At 71.5% G+C, this 16,424-nt stretch carries 16 protein-coding genes and 1 pseudogene; 4 read left to right on the forward strand and 13 right to left on the reverse strand.

Annotated features, from left to right (window positions below; all coding sequences use genetic code 11):
* Positions 1–10: 10 nt before the first annotated feature.
* Entirely contained in the window at positions 11–1,813 is a 1,803-nt protein-coding gene (gene ggt / locus IEZ20_RS30795; RefSeq protein WP_189304733.1) for a gamma-glutamyltransferase, read from the reverse strand.
* A 108-nt stretch (positions 1,814–1,921) separates the two neighbouring features.
* Between ggt and IEZ20_RS30800 the strand changes: the two genes are divergently transcribed.
* Positions 1,922–2,665, forward strand: a complete 744-nt coding sequence (locus IEZ20_RS30800) for a hypothetical protein (RefSeq protein ID WP_189304735.1) — start codon at positions 1,922–1,924, stop codon at positions 2,663–2,665.
* 108 nt (positions 2,666–2,773) lie between these two features.
* Positions 2,774–4,339, forward strand: a complete 1,566-nt coding sequence (locus tag IEZ20_RS30805; RefSeq protein ID WP_189304738.1) for a CocE/NonD family hydrolase — start codon at positions 2,774–2,776, stop codon at positions 4,337–4,339.
* A 49-nt stretch (positions 4,340–4,388) separates the two neighbouring features.
* On the opposite strand, the pseudogene IEZ20_RS30810 reads toward IEZ20_RS30805, so the two are convergent.
* The 8 genes and pseudogenes from IEZ20_RS30810 to IEZ20_RS30840 all read right to left on the reverse strand — a co-directional run.
* Positions 4,389–4,747 (reverse strand): annotated as a pseudogene (locus IEZ20_RS30810) (ABC transporter permease family protein); the annotation flags it as partial.
* Positions 4,748–4,849: 102 nt separating this feature from the next.
* Positions 4,850–4,978 carry a hypothetical protein gene (locus tag IEZ20_RS40490; protein ID WP_268253086.1) on the reverse strand — a complete coding sequence of 43 codons (129 nt, stop codon included), beginning with the start codon at positions 4,976–4,978 and terminating at the stop codon, positions 4,850–4,852.
* 22 nt (positions 4,979–5,000) lie between these two features.
* The gene (locus tag IEZ20_RS30815; protein ID WP_189304740.1) at positions 5,001–5,441 is read right to left on the reverse strand and encodes a DUF6278 family protein; all 441 of its coding nucleotides are present in this window, start codon (positions 5,439–5,441) and stop codon (positions 5,001–5,003) included.
* Positions 5,442–5,456: 15 nt separating this feature from the next.
* Positions 5,457–6,236 carry an exodeoxyribonuclease III gene (locus tag IEZ20_RS30820; RefSeq protein WP_189304742.1) on the reverse strand — a complete coding sequence of 260 codons (780 nt, stop codon included), beginning with the start codon at positions 6,234–6,236 and terminating at the stop codon, positions 5,457–5,459.
* Positions 6,237–6,271: 35 nt separating this feature from the next.
* Positions 6,272–6,907: an MBL fold metallo-hydrolase gene (locus IEZ20_RS30825; RefSeq protein WP_189304744.1), complete on the reverse strand. Its 636-nt coding sequence runs from the start codon at positions 6,905–6,907 to the stop codon at positions 6,272–6,274.
* Between the two features lie 37 nt (positions 6,908–6,944).
* On the reverse strand, positions 6,945–8,240 hold the full coding sequence (pcaDC, locus tag IEZ20_RS30830; RefSeq protein WP_189304746.1) for a bifunctional 3-oxoadipate enol-lactonase/4-carboxymuconolactone decarboxylase PcaDC: 1,296 nt from the start codon (positions 8,238–8,240) through the stop codon (positions 6,945–6,947).
* Between the two features lie 32 nt (positions 8,241–8,272).
* A complete protein-coding gene (locus IEZ20_RS30835; protein ID WP_444545262.1) occupies positions 8,273–9,367 on the reverse strand; it encodes an IS110 family RNA-guided transposase in 1,095 nt (364 codons plus the stop codon).
* A gap of 725 nt (positions 9,368–10,092) precedes the next feature.
* On the reverse strand, positions 10,093–11,298 hold the full coding sequence (locus IEZ20_RS30840; RefSeq protein WP_229896363.1) for a PP2C family protein-serine/threonine phosphatase: 1,206 nt from the start codon (positions 11,296–11,298) through the stop codon (positions 10,093–10,095).
* 840 nt (positions 11,299–12,138) lie between these two features.
* Here IEZ20_RS30840 and IEZ20_RS30845 point away from each other — a divergent pair.
* Together IEZ20_RS30845 and IEZ20_RS30850 are read left to right on the forward strand one after the other, a co-directional pair.
* Positions 12,139–12,360 (forward strand): hypothetical protein, encoded by a 222-nt coding sequence (locus IEZ20_RS30845; protein ID WP_189304750.1) that lies wholly within the window; start codon positions 12,139–12,141, stop codon positions 12,358–12,360.
* Between the two features lie 1,286 nt (positions 12,361–13,646).
* A complete protein-coding gene (locus tag IEZ20_RS30850) occupies positions 13,647–13,991 on the forward strand; it encodes an ANTAR domain-containing protein (RefSeq protein ID WP_229896364.1) in 345 nt (114 codons plus the stop codon).
* 69 nt (positions 13,992–14,060) lie between these two features.
* Here the strand turns inward: IEZ20_RS30850 and IEZ20_RS30855 are convergent, their stop codons facing one another.
* The 4 genes from IEZ20_RS30855 to IEZ20_RS30870 all read right to left on the reverse strand — a co-directional run bounded on the left by IEZ20_RS30855 (position 14,061) and on the right by IEZ20_RS30870 (position 16,322).
* Positions 14,061–14,621 carry a hypothetical protein gene (locus IEZ20_RS30855; protein ID WP_189304752.1) on the reverse strand — a complete coding sequence of 187 codons (561 nt, stop codon included), beginning with the start codon at positions 14,619–14,621 and terminating at the stop codon, positions 14,061–14,063.
* Positions 14,622–14,719: 98 nt separating this feature from the next.
* Positions 14,720–15,088, reverse strand: coding sequence for a hypothetical protein (locus IEZ20_RS30860; protein WP_037629154.1), 369 nt, complete (start codon positions 15,086–15,088; stop codon positions 14,720–14,722).
* Entirely contained in the window at positions 15,085–15,756 is a 672-nt protein-coding gene (locus tag IEZ20_RS30865; RefSeq protein ID WP_189304754.1) for a hypothetical protein, read from the reverse strand. The genes IEZ20_RS30860 and IEZ20_RS30865 overlap by 4 nt, the downstream gene beginning before the upstream one ends.
* A complete protein-coding gene (locus IEZ20_RS30870) occupies positions 15,747–16,322 on the reverse strand; it encodes an RNA polymerase sigma factor (protein ID WP_189304756.1) in 576 nt (191 codons plus the stop codon). Before IEZ20_RS30870 ends, IEZ20_RS30865 begins: the two co-directional genes overlap by 10 nt.
* Between the last annotated feature and the right edge of the window lie 102 nt (positions 16,323–16,424).

Genomic DNA, 16,424 nt, shown 5'->3' on the forward strand with positions numbered 1-16,424 from the left:
GTCCCGCGCGTCAGGGCGCCGGGTCCACCACCATCGCCGAGCCGCCGCCGCGCCGTGTCCTCTCGGCGGCGGCCAGCCACTTCCCGTCGGGCAGCCGCTGCACGCCGGTGGCCGCGCCGATCTCGGGGTTCAGCTTGAAGCTGTGCCCGATCGCCTCCAGCCGCTTCCTCAGGTCGCTGTCGTACAGCCCGGGCTCCAGCTCGGTCTGGGCCGCGTTGCGCTGGCTGGCGCGGGGTGCGGCGATCGCGTCGACCAGCGGCAGGTGCCGGTCCAGGAACCCGGTGAGGGTCTGCAGGACGGTGGTGATGATGGTCGCGCCGCCCGGCGAACCGACCGCCACCACCGGCCTGTCGTGCCGGTCCAGGACGATCGTCGGGGAGATCGAGGAGCGCGGCCGCTTGCCCGGGCCGGGCAGGTTCGGGTCGTGCACGGCCGGGTTGGCCGGGGCGAAGGAGAAGTCGGTCAGCTCGTTGTTGAGCAGGAAGCCCCGGCCCGGGACGGTGATGCCGCTGCCGCCGGTCTGCTCGATGGTGAGCGTGTAGGCGACGACGTTGCCCCACTTGTCGGCGACGGTGAGGTGGGTGGTGTTCTCGCCCTCGTAGGTCGTCGGGGCGGCCGTACCGCCCTGGCCGCAGCGCGCCGGGTGGCGCGGGTCGCCGGGTGCGAGCGGGCTGCCGAGCACCGCGTCGTCCTTGATGAGGCAGGCCCGCGAGTCGGCGTACCGCTGCGAGAGCAGCTGCCGGGTGGGGACGTCCTCGAAGGCGGGGTCGCCGACCCAGCGCCCGCGGTCGGCGAAGGCGATCCGGCTGGCCTCGATGTAGCGGTGCAGGTACTGCGCCTCGCTCGCCTTGGAGAGGTCCGTGCGCTCCAGGATGTTGAGCGCCTCGCCGACGGTGGTGCCGCCGGAGGAGGAGGGCGCGACGGAGTACACGTCCAGCCCGCGGTACGACGTCCTGGTGGGCGCCTGGACCTTGGCGCGGTAGACGGCGAGGTCCTTCTCGGCGAGCTTGCCGGGGCGGGCCTTCCAGCCGGAGGCGGGGTCCACGGGCGGGTGCTCGGCGGTCCGGACGATGTCGTCGCCGATGTCCCCGCGGTAGAGCGCGCCGACGCCCTGCCGGCCGAGCTGCTCGTAGGTGCGGGCCAGTTCGGGGTTCTTGAACGTGGAGCCGACGACGGGCAGCCGCCCGCCCGGCAGGAACAGCTTCGCGGTGTCGGGGAAGTAGCGGAACCGGGTCTCGTTGGCCGCGGTCTGCGCGCGGAAGGTGTCGTCCACCGTGAAGCCGTCGCGGGCGAGCCGCTCGGCGGGCCTGAGCAGGGTGCGCAGCTTGGTGCTGCCCCACTCGTCCAGCGCCTTCTGCCAGGTGGCGGGCGTGCCCGGGGTGCCGACGCTGAGGCCGCTGCTGACGGCGTCGGCGAAGGCGAGCGGCTTGCCGTTCTCGGTGAACAGGTCGGCGTCGGCGCTGAGCGGCGCGGTCTCGCGTCCGTCGATGGTGTGCACCGTGCGGGTTTTCGCGTCGTAGTAGACGAAGTAGCCGCCTCCGCCGATGCCGGCGGAGTAGGGCTCGGTGACGCCGAGCGCGGCGGCGGTGGCGACGGCCGCGTCCACCGCGTTGCCGCCGTGCTCGAGGACCTCGATACCGGCGGCCGAGGCGTCCGCGTCGACGCTGGCCACGGCGCCGCCGTAGCCGACGGCCACGGGAACCTTGCCGACCGTCTTGTCCGTTGTGGCGGCGGGTGGCGCCGCCGCCCCCACCGACACCACGGCGGCCGAGACCGCCAGGACCGCCAGTTTCCGCGTACCAGGACGACCCATCCGAACCTCCCGTCGGGACAGTCCGCGCAGCGTAACCGGATTGCCGGTACTACCGACAGTACGCCTGGGGCCCGTGGTCGTCGCCCGGGCCCGCTAGCATGCGCGGCCATGAACGACGACGTACGCAACATCGTCCTGGGGGTCGTGGCGGCGGGCATATCCGCCTCGCTGGGCTGGCTCGCCCGTACGTTCCTCTGGCGGCGCCGACTCCGCCGCAAGCAGGCCTTCTTCGGGCTGCCGGACCACTCCGAGGCGCTGCTCGTGGTCAACCGCAAGGCGGGCGGGCCGGAACTGACGGTGTCGCGGTACGACATGTACGCGCTGCTGGAGCTCTCCGCGCTGGTCAAGGACTGCCACGCGCGTGCCGAGATCGTGGCGCACGACGCGACCCGGCAGGGCTTCGGCGGGCGGACGGAGTTCTGCGTCGGGGGGCCCTACTCGAACGACCGGATGGCGGCCCACCTCTCCTCGCTGCTGCCGGGTGTGCGGATGAACGTCGAGGCCGAGAGCGGCCCGCAGCAGGGGGCGTTGCGGATCGGCGCGCAGACGTACCGCATGGAACGCGGCCGGAGCGAGTACGTGCTGCTCGCCCGGCTCACCGTGGACGGGCGGCGCGACGCCCGCCCGGTGTTCCTCTTCTGCGGCCAGCGCGCCGTCACCAACCAGGCCGCGACCCGCTATCTCGCCCGCGAGCACGAGCGGTTGGCCCGCGGGCACGGCGACGGCTCCTTCGTCCTGCTGCTGAAGGTGGTCAACTCCGAGGCGTACGGCCCCGATGTGGTGGAGCTGGTGGCGGACGTGACGCGGGCGGCGCGGGCGCCCCTGCCGGAGCCCGCCGCCGACGCCGGGTGAGGCTTCAACAATCTTTACCCGTACGTAACTTACCGACGGGTTACTTACGGTAAGAGGACAAGGTTACCGTCGGGTCACTTTGCACTGCCACACGTGAAGGAGTGACCCATGGGACGACGTCGCACCGGGCTGCGCGCCTGTGCCGCCACCACCGTGTCCGCGGCGCTGCTCGCCGGTACCGTCGTGGGCCTGGCGCCGGCCGCCGAGGCCGCCCCGTCCATCCGCTTCGTGGACATCACCGGCGACGGCGGCACCGTGCTCAAGGCCAACGTCCTCACGCCCGCGGACGCCGACGGCTCGCACCGCTATCCGCTCATCGTGCTGCCCACGAGCTGGGGCCTGCCCCAGGTGGAGTACCTGGCCCAGGCGCAGAAACTGGCCGACTCCGGTTATGTGGTGCTCGCCTACAACGTGCGCGGGTTCTGGCAGTCCGGCGGCCGGATAGAAGTGGCCGGTCCGCCCGACACAGCGGACGCCTCGAAGGTCATCGACTGGGCCCTCGACCACACCCCGGCCGACCCGGACCGCATCGGCATGGCCGGGGTGTCGTACGGCGCCGGGATCAGCCTGCTCACCGCCGCCCACGACAAGCGGGTCAAGGCCGTGGCCGCGCTCAGCGGCTGGGCCGACCTCATCGACTCGATCTACTCGGGGCGCACCCAGCACCTCCAGGCGGCGGCCGTGCTGGACGGCGCGGCCACCCTCACCGGCCGCGAGAGCCCCGAACTGCGGGAGATCTTCGACAACCTGTACTCCTCGAACCTGTCGAAGGAGCAGGACATGATCGACTGGGGACGGAAACGTTCCGCCACGACCTATGTCGACCAGCTCAACAAGAACGGCGCCGCCGTCATGCTGGCCAACGCCTGGGGCGACACGGTCTTCCCGGCGAACCAGTACGCCTCCTTCTACGAGAAGCTGACCGTGCCCAAGCGCCTCGAACTGCGGCCCGGCGACCACGCGACGCCCGAGCTGACCGGCCTGTTCGGGCTGCCCAACGACGTGTGGACGGACACCCGGCGCTGGTTCGACCACTACCTGAGGGGCGCCGACAACGGCGTCGACCGCGAGCAGCCGGTCCGGCTGAAGTCCCGTAGCGCGGGGGGATACGAGGGCTACCCGGACTGGAAGTCGGTCACCGCGACCCGGAAGAAGATCGCGCTCGCGGGCTCCACCACCATCCACGCGAACGTCGACTCCGGCGCGGACGGCGGGATCGTCTTCCTCTCCAGCATCCTGGACCAGATCGCCCGGCTCCCGCCCGTCGCGTCGATGCCGCTGCTGCCGCGCCGCTGGGCGGCCGTGTGGCAGTCGGAGCGCTACGGCAGCGCGCAGCGGGTGCGCGGCACCACCGCCCTGCACACCACGCTCACCCCGACGGAAGAGAGCGGCACGCTCGTCGCCTACCTGTACGACGTGGGCCCGCTGGGCTTCGGCAAGCTGGTCACGCACGCGCCGTACACCTGGCACGGGCGGACGCCCGGCGAACCGTTCCCCGTCGACCTGGAGCTGTTCTCCACGGCCTACGACGTCCCCGCCGGGCACCGCCTCGCGCTGGTGGTCGACACGGTCGACCCGCTCTACGCCGAGCACAACCCGTCCGGCGCGCAGCTGACCTTCTCCTCGCCCGGGGACGACCCGTCGTACGTGTCCGTCCCGCTCGGCGAGCAGTGATCTCCGGCTGCCGCCGGACGAGCATGGCCCGCGTGAACTGCCGCCCCCCTTACGCTCTCGGGGCCGTGGGGGGCACCCCACCCGGCAGCAGCGCCCCCGGCCCGGGCGTGGCGACCGCCACCCCCGTGGTCGTGGGGCTGCGCCGCTCACGCCGGGACACCCAGTCGGCGAACCACGAGAGCAGCATGCGCATCCCGATGCGGATCGGCGCGATCACCATCACCACGGGGATGAACGGCAAATCGTAGTCGAGATCGCAGACGATGAGCTTCCCGGCGTCGAGGAACTCCTCGTGGGCGGGGAGAAAACCGAGGGAGGTGTCCTTCGACGCGACCACCGGCCGGCCGCTCGTCGCGGGCGGCGTGGCGCGCCCGCCTGCGGGACCAGGACGTCCACCATGACCTGCGTGGACGGCCGGTTGGAGGGTGCCGGGGAAACCGCTGCCGCGGAGGGGGAAGTTGTCCGTCGGTACGGTCGTGCGGTCCGAAGGGCTCGCCGGCGGCCCTGAGTTCACCGGGCGGCCTCGGCCGCGGGTCCGGTCAGGACGGCGTGGTCTGTGGTGACGGCGTCGGCAGTGGGGCCGGCGTCGGCCGTGGTGACGGCGTCGGCCTGGTCGAACGAGGACGCATCGGCGGCCATCGGCAGGCCCGCTCACGGGGAGTCAGGTCTCGGCGATCTCCGCGTACAGCTGGGACAGCTCGGGGACCCCGCAGGCCGCCCACTCCTGCCCGGCCGGCACCACCTCCACCGCACGGCCGGAGGCGAGCCGCACGACGGGCTCGCCGTCGGGCCGGATCCGCCAGCCGGCGCCGGGTACGGTGCGCACCACGACGGTGCCCAGGTACAGCCCGGCGTCGTGGCCCAGCCCGGGCAGCGTCTCGGGGTCGTCCCGCCAGCGCGGGGCCATCTGGTCCAGGGCCTCCAGGGAGGCCGGGCTGCCGTCCAGGCGGACGCCCGCCCGCTCCGCCTGGGAACGCAGCAGCTCGCATTCGGACAGCAGCGCGGCGAGCGCCTCGGGGTCGGAGGAGAGCCCCTCGGGGCCGGCGGTGAGGGCCGCGTCACCGTTCTTCTTGTGCCGGGGGCCCAGGAACGGAAGGTGCATGGACCCAGCGTGGCATCACACGTCGAGGTCGACCACCACCGGCGCGTGGTCGGAGGCGCCCTTGCCCTTGCGCTCCTCCCGGTCGACGTAGGCGTCCTTGACGGCCTGCGCGAACGGCTGGTTGCCGTAGACCAGGTCGATGCGCATGCCGCGGTTCTTCGGGAAGCAGAGCTGGCGGTAGTCCCAGTACGTGAACGGGTGGTCGTACTTCAGCGGGCGCGGCACGACGTCGCCGAGGCCCGCCTCGCGCAGGGCGGCCAGGGCGGCGCGCTCGGCCGACGTGACGTGGGTGGAGCCCTCGAAGGCGGCCGGGTCGAAGACGTCGTCGTCGGTCGGCGCCACGTTGTAGTCACCCAGGACGGCGAACGGGCGGCTGCCCTGCGCGTCGCCGTACACGGCCGCCTTCAGGGCCTCGAACCACTGGAGCTTGTACGCGTAGTGCGGGTGGCCGACCTCGCGGCCGTTCGGCACGTACACCGACCAGACGCGGACCGGGCCGCAGGTCGCCGAGATGGCGCGCGGCTCGGTCACACCGTCGAAGCCGGGGTCGCCCGGCAGGCCCTTGACCACGTCCTCGATGCCGACGCGGGACAGCACCGCCACACCGTTCCACCGGCCGGTGGCGTGCACCGCGGCCTCGTACCCCAGCTCGCGCAGCTGGCCGAACGGGAACTGCTCCTCGGCGACCTTGGCCTCCTGGAGGCACAGCACGTCGGTGCCGCTGCTCTCCAGCCAGGCCAGCAGCCGGGGAAGGCGGGCGGTGATCGAGTTCACGTTCCAGGTTGCGATGCGCATGCCTCACAACCTACCCGGAGCCGCTGACAACGGGCTCAGAGCTCGGTCCACGCCCCCGGATGGAGCCGCTGGTGGGCCGTGCCGCCCAGGCGGCCGAGGTGGCCCTCGTAGATCGGCAGGGCGAGGTCGGTGAGCAGGGCGTCGTGGACGTCGTACGCGCGCTCCGGGCCCACCTCGCGCACGTAGTCGATCACCTCGGAGATCTTGTTCCAGGGGGCCATCACCGGCACCAGCAGCGTCTGGACCGCCCGGCCGGGGACGGTGAGGGCGTCTCCGGGGTGGAAGACCTTCCCGCCGTCGACCAGGTAGCCGACGTTGGTGACGCGCGGGAGGTCCGGGTGGATCACCGCGTGCAGCTCGCCGTGGACCTGGACGTCGAAGCCGGCGGCCGTGAAGGTGTCGCCGTGGCCGACGGTGTGCACGCGGCCCGGGAAGGCCGCCGTGATCCGGTCGGCGACGGACCTCAGCGTCCAGATCTCGGCGGCCGGGTTGTTCTCCATGGCGGCCCGCAGCCGGAACTCGTCGAAGTGGTCCGGGTGCTCGTGGGTGATCAGGATCGCGTCCGCGCCGAGCGCCGCGTCCTCCTCGGAGAAGGCGCCCGGATCGATGACGAGGGTCTGCCCGCCCTTGTCGAGGCGGACACAGGCGTGGGACTTCTTCGTCAGCTTCATGTCTCCCCATCCTGCCGTCTGCGGCCGCCTCCGGGCGCTACTCGGCGGGCGTGGTCTCCTCCCGGATCACCTGCTGGGCCACCCGGAACGCGCTGTTCGCGGCCGGCACCCCGCAGTAGACGGCCGCCTGGAGCAGCACCTCCTTGATCTCGTCCGGGGTGAGCCCGTTGCGCAGGGCCGCCCGGGTGTGGAAGGCCAGCTCCTCCAGATGGCCGCCCGCGACCAGCGCGGTGAGCGTGATGCAGCTGCGGGTGCGGCGGTCCAGGCCCGGACGGTCCCAGATCTCGCCCCAGGCGTAGCGGGTGACGAAGTCCTGGAAGTCCCCGGAGAACGCGTCGGCCTGTGCCAGCGCCCGGTCCACGTGCGCGTCGCCGAGCACCTCGCGGCGGATCTTCAGCCCGGTCTGGTACCGGTCCGGCGGCCCGGCGGGCTGTGCCGGTGCCGGCGCCGGGGCGATCTCGGCGACCGGCGCGGGCTGCGGCGCCGCGGCCGGGACCGCGACCGGGACGGCCGGCGTGCCCGGCAGGGCGGTCTGCCCGGTGTCGAAGGGCTGCTGCCAGGCGGTCGTGAAGTGGTGCACCAGCAGGTCGGTGACGGCGACGGGCTGCTCGACCGGGACCAGGTGCGAGGCGCCGGGGACGACCGCGAGCCGGGCGTCCGGGATGCCGGCGACCAGGGTGCGGGCCTCGGCGGGGCCGGTGACCTGGTCGTCGGAGCCGACCAGCACCAGGGTCGGCACCCCGACCCGGCCCAGCTCGGGCCGTACGTCGAAGGCGGCGAGGGCCTCACAGGCGGCGATGTAGCAGCCCGGGTCGGTGGTGCGGACCATCTGTACGGCCCACTCGGTGATCGCGGGCTGCGCGGCGGCGAACCCTCCGGTGAACCAGCGGTCGGGTGCGGTCCGGGCGATCGGGTCGAGTCCGTTGGTGCGCACGACCACCCCGCGCTGCCGGAACTCGTCCGCGGTGCCGAACCGCGGCGAGGCCGCGACCAGCGCGAGCGAGGCGAGCCGCTCGGGGTGGCGCAGGGCCAGCTCGATGCCGATCGCGCCGCCCAGCGCGCAGCCCGCGTAGCCGAACCGGTGCACGCCGAGCGCGTCCAGCGTGGCCAGCAGCCGGGTGGTCAGCTCGGCGACGGAGCCGGCCGGGTGGGCCGGGGCGCCGCCGTGGCCGGGCAGGTCGAATCGGAAGACCCGCCACTGCTCGGCCAGCTCCGGCACCTGGCGGTCCCACATGTGCCATGTGGTACCCAGTGAGGGACCCAGGATCAGAACCGGAGCGTCTTCTGGCCCGTCAAAGCGGTATTGCAGGGTGTTCGGGGGTGTCTCACTCACGCCCCAGACCCTCTCACGTCTCACGGACGCCCCTATAACGCGGGGGCGCGGGAGATCGGTCTGACCAGGTTGAAGACCTCTCGGGCGGCATATCGCTTGAGGCATCGGATGACCTCGCGTCGGGTCTTGCCTTCCTGGGTGCGGCGTTCGTAGTACGCCTGGGTGCGCGGGTCGTGGCGCAGTCGGGTGAACACGGTGCGGTGCAGGGCCGCGTTCGCCCGTCGGTCGCCGCAGTTGAGCCTGCGCGTGCTCCGACGGCCCGACGAATACTCGACGGGGCTGACTCCGCAAAGGGCAGCAAAAGATGCTTCGGTGTTCAGCCGCTCGGGGTTGTCCCCCATGGTGATCAGCAGGGTGACGGCGCTGTCCGGGCCGATGCCCATCGGTACGAGCAGTTGCGGCGCGTGGCGTTCGACGAGCCGGGTCAGGCGTTGGTTCAGCTCATTGATCTGTCCGGTGAGCTGCTCAATGCGTCCGGCCAGCATGCGTAATGTCATGTGGGTGGCCTGGGCCACCGCGTCCTCGTCTCCCCCACCGTCGGGTGGGCCGAGGGTCGCGCAGGTGCGGAACAGCTCGGCAGTGCCCAGGCTCGACAACCGTTCCCGCAGGACGGGATCGGCGATCACTAGGACGGCCTTGAGCTGGTTGATCGCCTGTGTGCGGGCCTTGACCGCGGAGTCCTTGGCGAGTTTGTAGATCCGGGCGCCGTGCACGGGTCCGTCGCCGGACTTGGCCTGGGCCCGGGTGCGACCGCTGAGCACGGCTCGCGCTGCGGCCTGCGCATCGAGCGGGTCCGACTTGCCGAGCAGACGGCAGGCCGTGCGGTCGGGCCGGTTCACTTCGAACACCTGGATCTGCTGGGTCAGCGGGTAGCGGGACAGGCCCGCGCCGAAGGTACCGGTGCCCTCGACACCGGCCCGGCGCACCGTACCCCGCTTGCGGGCCCACACGAGCAGCCGCCGATAGCCGGCCACCGTCGCCGGAAAGGACTCGGTGCCCAGGATCTTGCCCAGTGGGGACACCACGGCGGCGACATGGACCTCGCCGTGCGTGTCCATGCCCAGGACGACCTCGTCCCGAACAGGAGGATCCGCGCTGGAGGAGGTGCTGTGCTGTCTGGTCGCCATGGTGTTTGGCCTCCCGCGTGGTGACCTGCTGGGCGGATGACACCGGCCCGCTCGGGCGGTCTGAACCGTGATGGCGCCTGGAGCTCGGCAAGGCCCCTCTTGGGACACGCCCTGTGGCTCGGTGACAGCAGAACCCATCCCGCAACGACGGTCGACAAGCCTGTGACTGAACACTTCGGTCAAAGATCTCAAGAGTCAGACCCCCGTCCGGGACGGCATCGCGCAACCGTCCCATCCATCCCGGCACATCGGCACCCACCGACCACAGCCGGATGGCTTCGCCCGAACCAATGCCCAACCTGGCCGGAGCAGGCTGAGAATGAGTTGGCTCCCCGCCCACTCGCGACCGGCAATGACAGACAGCCGTCTGGGCCGCCTTACGGTCGCCCTCCATCGGCCATCGCACGAACGGCTTCGAGCCCTCATTCTGGTGCACGGTTGTCCGCAAGTCATGGCGCGGGCCGCCAAAGAGACGTCCTAGCAACTCGGCAAGAGCACCGGCGAGTGCTTCGGAACTCGGCCTACTCGAGTAACGGGGAACCAGCAGCACCGCACGAAGGAGCGCCCGCGTGGAAGGCATGGCGCATGTGGGCGCTGCCGGACCCGATGCTCGCGGCCCCCGTCTCCGACCCGGCGCCGCCCGATGGGTGGGCCGCCGAGGAGAAGTGGGACGGTTCTCAAGACACCTCGTGATGTCTCATTCGCGTTGGCACCGTTCACCTAGGTCACGACTGGTCCTTCGTGCGTGCGCCTGAGGCTTGCCGGGTGTCTGCGCCGCTGCTGACGTGCCGCTGGGTCTCCTGGGGGCCGTGCCAGTCCAGGCAGACGGCGGTGGCATCGTCTTCGAGCCGGCCGTCGGCGGCGTCCTGGACCGCGGACGTCAGCACCAGTGCGGCCTCCCTCGGGTGCAAATTCCGGGTGCGCGCCAGCAGAGCGGGCAGGTCGACCTCCTCTCCGTGACGTTCGAGCATGCCGTCGGTGAACATGAGCAGACGGTCACCGGGCCGCAGGTCGAGGTCCTGCACACGGTAAGGGTGGGGAGTCAGCTCAGACAGCCCGAAGGGATGGTCCACCTCGCAGGTGATCGTCTCCACAGCCCCGTTGCGCATGCGCAGCGGCCAGGGATGACCGGCGTTGACGAGCCGGGCCCGCCCGGTATGGAGATTGATGCGCAGGAGCTGCCCGGTGGCATGACCGTGGCCGTGTTCGATCAGTGCCTGGTCTGCCCGGTGGGCCTGTTCGGCCAGGCCGGTGCCCGCCCGGCGGGCACCGCGCAGGGCGCCCACCAGGACCGTGGCGGCCAGGGCGGAATCCATGTCGTGGCCCATGGGATCGGTCACCGACACGTGCAAGGTGTCGCGGTCCACGGTGTAGTCGAAGGTGTCGCCGCTGAGGTCCTCGGAGGGCTCCAGGTTCCCGCACAGGGTGAACTGTGCGGCCTCGCACGACAGCGACAGGGGCAGCAGCTGGTACTGGATTTCAGCTGCCAGGGTGGGGGGCTTGGAGCGTTTGCCCCAGGTGTAGAGATCGGTGAAGCGGCCGTTGGCGATCACGATGTAGGCCAGGATGTGGGCGGCTTCCCCGACTGCGTCGAGCACGTCCTCGCCAGGGTCGGTCGGCAGGAGCAGTTCCAGCAGCCCGATCGCATCCCCGCGGTTGGTGACGGGCACGATCACCCGCTGCCCCTCGCCGGTCGCGTCCTGATACAGGCGCTGGGTACGGATCACCTCCTCGTAGACGCTGCCGAACAGAGGAATCCGCTCGGCCTGCCCCCCACCCCGAGTGGGGGCGGTGGACAGCCGAGCCACCGCCTTCCCCGTCAGGTCCACGATGAGGAAAGAGACCTTCGTGGCCTCGAAACGCCGCCGCAGGTCCTCCGCGATCACGTCGACGGCGTCCGCCGGCGCCGCTGTCTCCGCTGCCGTCAGCAATCGGGTGAGCCGACTCTGTCCACCACTCACGACCGCAGTCCCTTCACAGCCCCCCACCAGCTTGGTAATCACCGCAGTGAGCGTCAATCCGTGAACGGTCACGCTCCGGCATTCGCCCGCGGACGGGGCCGCCACGGCTGCTCTGTACAAAAGCGGCTCGACGGGCCCATGTCTTAGGAGACACGCCAGAGTCTGGATAACGATCGCTGGAGAGCGCTGCTCTCTCTGGATGCCGGGCGTTTGGTGTTGCGCTCGCGCAGGGACAGGAACCTCGCACCTTCCTTCCCCGAGGTTCGTTCCGGGCACGGTCCAGCTGCCGACGCGACGGCCCTGGACGGCGAGCTGGTCGTACGGGAAATCCAGCAGGCTCGCCTTCGAGCGACTCCAGGGTCGCCTCCAGCGGCGCGGTGCCGGCACTGCCCGGCTCGCCGAGCAGTGGCCCGCCCACTTCGTCGCCTTCGACTTGTTGCGCCTGGCGGGCACCGACACGACCAGGTGGCCGTACGCGGGCGCCGCAGGGCCGCTCCGGAACGCCTCTTTGCCGAACAGAACCTCATCGCGCCGTGGGCGCTGTGCCCGTCGTTCCCGCTGACCTGGGGATTCACGAAACTGCGGACAGAGCCCTGAAAACGGCCAGGGCTACTTGTCGCCCCACTTGGTCCGGCGTTCAACGGAGTGGGGAGTTTCAGCGAGCGTCGCGCCCGCTGCCGACCACGCGGCCGGTACGTTGGCGGCCACCGGTCCCGGCTGACATGGACCCCCAACGCAGCCGGCCCGCAATCCCGCAGTTCAGGGGCGGCCACCCCGCCGACCTGACCGCCGAATACCGAGCCGGGTCCCATGGCCGGCCGCTTCACCGTGCCGTCGGGCCCGTTCCGTGGGGCATTCCTCGATACCGATGACCCGCAGCAGTTCCAGCCGCTCGCGAGCCTCGGCGACGCCGAGCGCGGCGCCGTGGCCGGCGAGCAGAAGACGGATGCCGCACCGGCCGCTCCCAGGAAGGCGCTGTGCACGGTGGCCAGCGGGGAGTCGGGCGGTGTGTCCAGGTCCACCCGCTTCTGAAGGACGGGAGCGCCTCCGTTCAGTACCTGGACCAGGGGCGAGTGGGTCGCCTCCCCAACCGGGGGGGCAGATGACGCGCCAGTCCTCCGGCCGGGCTTCACGGCTCTCCGGGCCGGTCACGGCAACTCGGTGCACCTGACGGGAGCCGACCCGCGGGTCCACCGGGAGCAAGGCTGCGGCTCAACCGGGCGAGGGCCTCGTCCACCTCCAGGGTGTGACCGAGCACGTCGGTGATCTCCGCGACGAGTGTCAACCGCTCGGCGAGACTCTCCAGAGCGCGCGCACGAGCGGCTCGTTCCGCCTGTCCCATCCGTTCTGACTGCCCCGCACGTTCCGCGCGTTCCCTACCGGCACGGCGGTCCGCCGCGGTCTCGACGATCAGCACGACCAGGTCACGCAGACGCCGGAGACGTCGTCCACCAGGGGGGTGGCCGACGAGGAGACCGGGACCAGCAGTCCGTCACCACGCAGGCATCTGCAGTCGTCCCCGCGTGCCGAACGCCTCTCGGCCAGTGCCCACAGCAGCGGGCAGCGCTCCCGCGGGATGAGGGCACCTCCCGGGTCGCGATGGCACAGGGTCGTGCGTGGAACTCGCCGTCACCACCCGCCAGACCAACGGCAGGGCCATGGGCACCACCACTACGGTCCCGTCAGCGGCTCCCCCGGCTCGTTGGCTGAACCGGAGGAGCCTGAGTCGAGCCAGCCCCATGGATACGCTGCTGAACGCGGCCCACCTCCGGGTCCCCCTCCCGAGTCCCCCGCACCCGAAAGCCTGCCGCGATGTGCGACAGGCGCTCAATCGGAGCAGCGACCGGTCGTGCGCAGAACCCCGGGAGGAGGGGATGCTCTGGGACGCCGCGATCAGGACGTCTTCTTCCGGCTGCGGTTGATGCACTCCGAACGCACGGCCGTCCGCGTCGGCACCGGAGACCCTCGAACCGACTCTGAAGACGGTCAGCCGAGCCAGGACGACACCACCCGGCCTCGTGATCCTGCCCCGGCGTCTGGTGGTCGAGCAGTCCTTCGCCCGGATCAGGCGCGCCCGCAGGCACCGCGACCATGGACGGCACATCCCGCGATCCGAGCGGTACTGATCGTCGCAGGGCAGGGCCCACCGTCATGGCCGAGTTGAACCCTGAGTGAGCTCCGCTCCACCGGCCGCTGCGCGCCGTGGAACGGGATGCACGAAAACGGCAACCTGGGGTAATAGTCGAACTGTCGTCCTCGCAATTCCGTACGGCACCGGCGACCCGGACGGGAAACCCGAGGTCTGGGATGTGATCCTGATGGAAGACTCTCTGAACGGCACCCCGATGCGGCTCGAGGGGCACTTGGTTCCGGCACGGACACCGCTCCTGAACAAAATCAGCGAGTTGCAGACGGAAATCAGTCAGCTGCAGGAGGCCGTCGTCTCCCACACCGTGGTGGACCAAGCGATCGGTGTGGTCATCACCCTCGGTGGCCTGCGTCCCGAGCAGGGCTTCCAAGTGCTACGAAAGGTCTCACAGCACACCAATACGAAACTGCGGCAGGTCTCCGAACTGATCGTGGAGTGGGTACACAGCGAACAGCTGCCCGACGAGATCCGCACCTCCCTGAACAGGGCACTGGCCACCGCACGGTCCATCTGAACGCAGCACAGCTCTGCCGCCCGCGTTCCGAGCCGGACGGCAGGGCGGGCGGACGAGTTGAATGCCAGCTCACTTCCGAACCCGCACGCGACGCGACCTCCGCTCAACGTGTCCCCGCACCCGTCTGACCAAAACGTCGCACGCCAGACTTTCCGGCGGTCGCTGATCACGCACGCTCCGGAGCACTCGCCGGCGTGCCCGCAAGGGCCCCACGATCACGGAGTCTCCCCCGAGTCGCGCGAACGGTTGCGTGGTTGCCGTGTGCAGCGGATCGGACGCCTCCTGCGCGGTCGGCAGCCGCCCGGCCGACAACAGGAGCGGGCCGGCGCCGCGAAGCACCCGGGACAGCGGGCCCGTCGCCGTCTCCGGCACCGGCGGCAACTGTCCCGTCAGGCCGGTCAGGGCTGCGTCGGGGTCACGGTGTGAGAAACAGACCCGCTCGGCGGCGCCGTCCTCGGCCACCAGACCGGCCGCGGACCAGTCGGCCAGTCCCGGCACCAGCACGCGGCACACCCGTCTGAGCCCCTCGACCGCGTCCAGCGTGCTCGACAGCGCCGCCGCACTCCGGGTGGCGAACGCCAGCTGGTCGAGCGCCGCTCGCAGCGCCGCGTCCGCGTCATCCTCGTCCATGGCGACCACCTGCCCGCCTGGGGGCTCTACGGCCGCTTCCGCCCTGGGAAACCAGCTTGCCGAACGACGGTTCGCGGGGCCTGTGCCCGCGCCGCCGCTCATGCCGCGTCGCGCCAGGCGGCGATACCGGTCACCGTGACCGCGACGGTGACCGGCTCCGCGGCACCGTGGGTGGCGAGGTGGGTGACGAGGGCGGCTGTCACCCGGTCGTGGACGTTTCGGGCGATGTCCAGCGCCCGCCGACCCTCCGTCAGGACGCAGCGCACCTCGATGTGCCATCCCGAACCGTCCGGCGCCCGGTCGGCGCGTACGCCGGCCTCGGGCGGCGTGGTGTCCGCCCGGGTGGGCGCGGCGGCTGCCGCGAGGCGCCGGGCGAGGCGGGGTTGCAGGGCGGCCACGCCAGGAACCGCGAGGGCTGCCTCGGCCGCGACGCCGGGGAGCGCGGTGGTGCCGACGGCGGTCATCATGCGCCACCGCCCGTCGGGAGGCGGGGACCGAGGGTCGGTCCCGGTTCCAGTACGTCGGCCACGGTGATGTCGACGGCTGTCACCGTGAGCCCCAGGTCCTTTCCGGCCGAGTGGAGGACCGATCGGCGCACCTGGTGGACCCGGTCGGGCAGCGGGCGGTCGAGGGCGGCGGCCAGGGTCATGGTCACCCGCACGTCGGTGCCGTTGCCCTCGGGTACGAGCCGGCAGGTCGCGGCCCTGGCACCGGGGACCGTGTCCGCGGCTCGCCTCAGCACCTTCGCCGCGGCGCTCTCGGCGATCCGCAGGTCCCGGTCGGGGTCGGCCAGGGGCAGCAGCAGCCCGAACCGGACCTCTGCCCTGACGACGTCCATGACCCGGTCGGCGAGTGCGTGCAGGCCCGGAGGGTCCTCGTCGCGCAGCGTCCGGGCGGCCGCGTTCACCGTGGCCAGTCCCTCAACCGCCTCTCGGCAGTGTGGACAGGACACCGGGTGCGGGTCCGCGGCCGGCGGTGCGTCCCGCGCCTGTTCCCAGACCCGGCTGAGCAGGCGGCCGCAGGGCAGTACCTCATCGCCTGCGATCGGGGGCACGTCGGCGGCGGCCCAGCCGTTGCGGGGCCCGTCGGCTCCGGGCGGTTCGGGAGGCCGCGTGTACGGGTCGTCTAGCGCCATGGGCCCATCGCCTCCTGCAGGGATCGGCGTGCCCTGAACAGTCTGCCGCGTACCGTCTGCTCGCCGGTACGCGTCACATGCGCTATCTCCTTGTAGGGCAGGCCCTGCACCTCCCGCATGATCCAGCAGACCCGCTGTCCGGCGTCCAGCTCGGCGAGTGCGCGGAACAGGGCGGCCGTGGCCGCGTCCTGCTCGGCGGTCCGGGCGGGCTGGCTCCACGCGTCGCTCGCCGCGGGTTCGGCCACGGTGTCCAGGGGCACGGGCGGCGGCCGGCGGTGGCACATGGTCTGACAGCGGTTGACGGTGATCCGGTACATCCAGGTGCGGAACTCCGCCCTGTGGCGGTATTCCGGCAGGTGGCGCCAGGCGCTGATGAAGGCGTCCTGAACGGCCTCCTCGGCGTCCTGGGGGTTGCCCAGCATGCAGCGGGCCAGGGACAGGAGGGACCGGCTGTGCCGCTGGACGAGAACGGCGAAGGCGTCCTCGTCTCCCTCGGCCGCCCGCACCGCCAGCAGACGGTCGGGCAGGTCGCACCCCAGTCGTGGGGAAGCAGTGCGTTCGATCATGGCGCTCCCACGCAGGCTCGGAACGACCGTGTACCCCCGAAAAGAAATGTGATGCACGTCACACATCAGGGCACGTGAGGACTCCGCCGCTCGATATGTCCA

The organism is Streptomyces cinerochromogenes (assembly GCF_014648635.1).
GTDB lineage: Bacteria > Actinomycetota > Actinomycetes > Streptomycetales > Streptomycetaceae > Streptomyces > Streptomyces cinerochromogenes.

Coding starts and splice junctions, on each gene's coding strand:
- ggt (WP_189304733.1), bottom strand. CDS start 1,813: ATGGGTCGTCCTGGTACGCGGAAACTGGCGGTCCTGGCGGTCTCGGCC.
- IEZ20_RS30800 (WP_189304735.1), top strand. CDS start 1,922: ATGAACGACGACGTACGCAACATCGTCCTGGGGGTCGTGGCGGCGGGC.
- IEZ20_RS30805 (WP_189304738.1), top strand. CDS start 2,774: ATGGGACGACGTCGCACCGGGCTGCGCGCCTGTGCCGCCACCACCGTG.
- IEZ20_RS40490 (WP_268253086.1), bottom strand. CDS start 4,978: ATGGCCGCCGATGCGTCCTCGTTCGACCAGGCCGACGCCGTCACCACG.
- IEZ20_RS30815 (WP_189304740.1), bottom strand. CDS start 5,441: ATGCACCTTCCGTTCCTGGGCCCCCGGCACAAGAAGAACGGTGACGCG.
- IEZ20_RS30820 (WP_189304742.1), bottom strand. CDS start 6,236: ATGCGCATCGCAACCTGGAACGTGAACTCGATCACCGCCCGCCTTCCC.
- IEZ20_RS30825 (WP_189304744.1), bottom strand. CDS start 6,907: ATGAAGCTGACGAAGAAGTCCCACGCCTGTGTCCGCCTCGACAAGGGC.
- IEZ20_RS30835 (WP_444545262.1), bottom strand. CDS start 9,367: ATGGCGACCAGACAGCACAGCACCTCCTCCAGCGCGGATCCTCCTGTT.
- IEZ20_RS30845 (WP_189304750.1), top strand. CDS start 12,139: ATGGCCGGCCGCTTCACCGTGCCGTCGGGCCCGTTCCGTGGGGCATTC.
- IEZ20_RS30850 (WP_229896364.1), top strand. CDS start 13,647: ATGGAAGACTCTCTGAACGGCACCCCGATGCGGCTCGAGGGGCACTTG.
- IEZ20_RS30855 (WP_189304752.1), bottom strand. CDS start 14,621: ATGGACGAGGATGACGCGGACGCGGCGCTGCGAGCGGCGCTCGACCAG.
- IEZ20_RS30860 (WP_037629154.1), bottom strand. CDS start 15,088: ATGATGACCGCCGTCGGCACCACCGCGCTCCCCGGCGTCGCGGCCGAG.
- IEZ20_RS30865 (WP_189304754.1), bottom strand. CDS start 15,756: ATGGCGCTAGACGACCCGTACACGCGGCCTCCCGAACCGCCCGGAGCC.
- IEZ20_RS30870 (WP_189304756.1), bottom strand. CDS start 16,322: ATGATCGAACGCACTGCTTCCCCACGACTGGGGTGCGACCTGCCCGAC.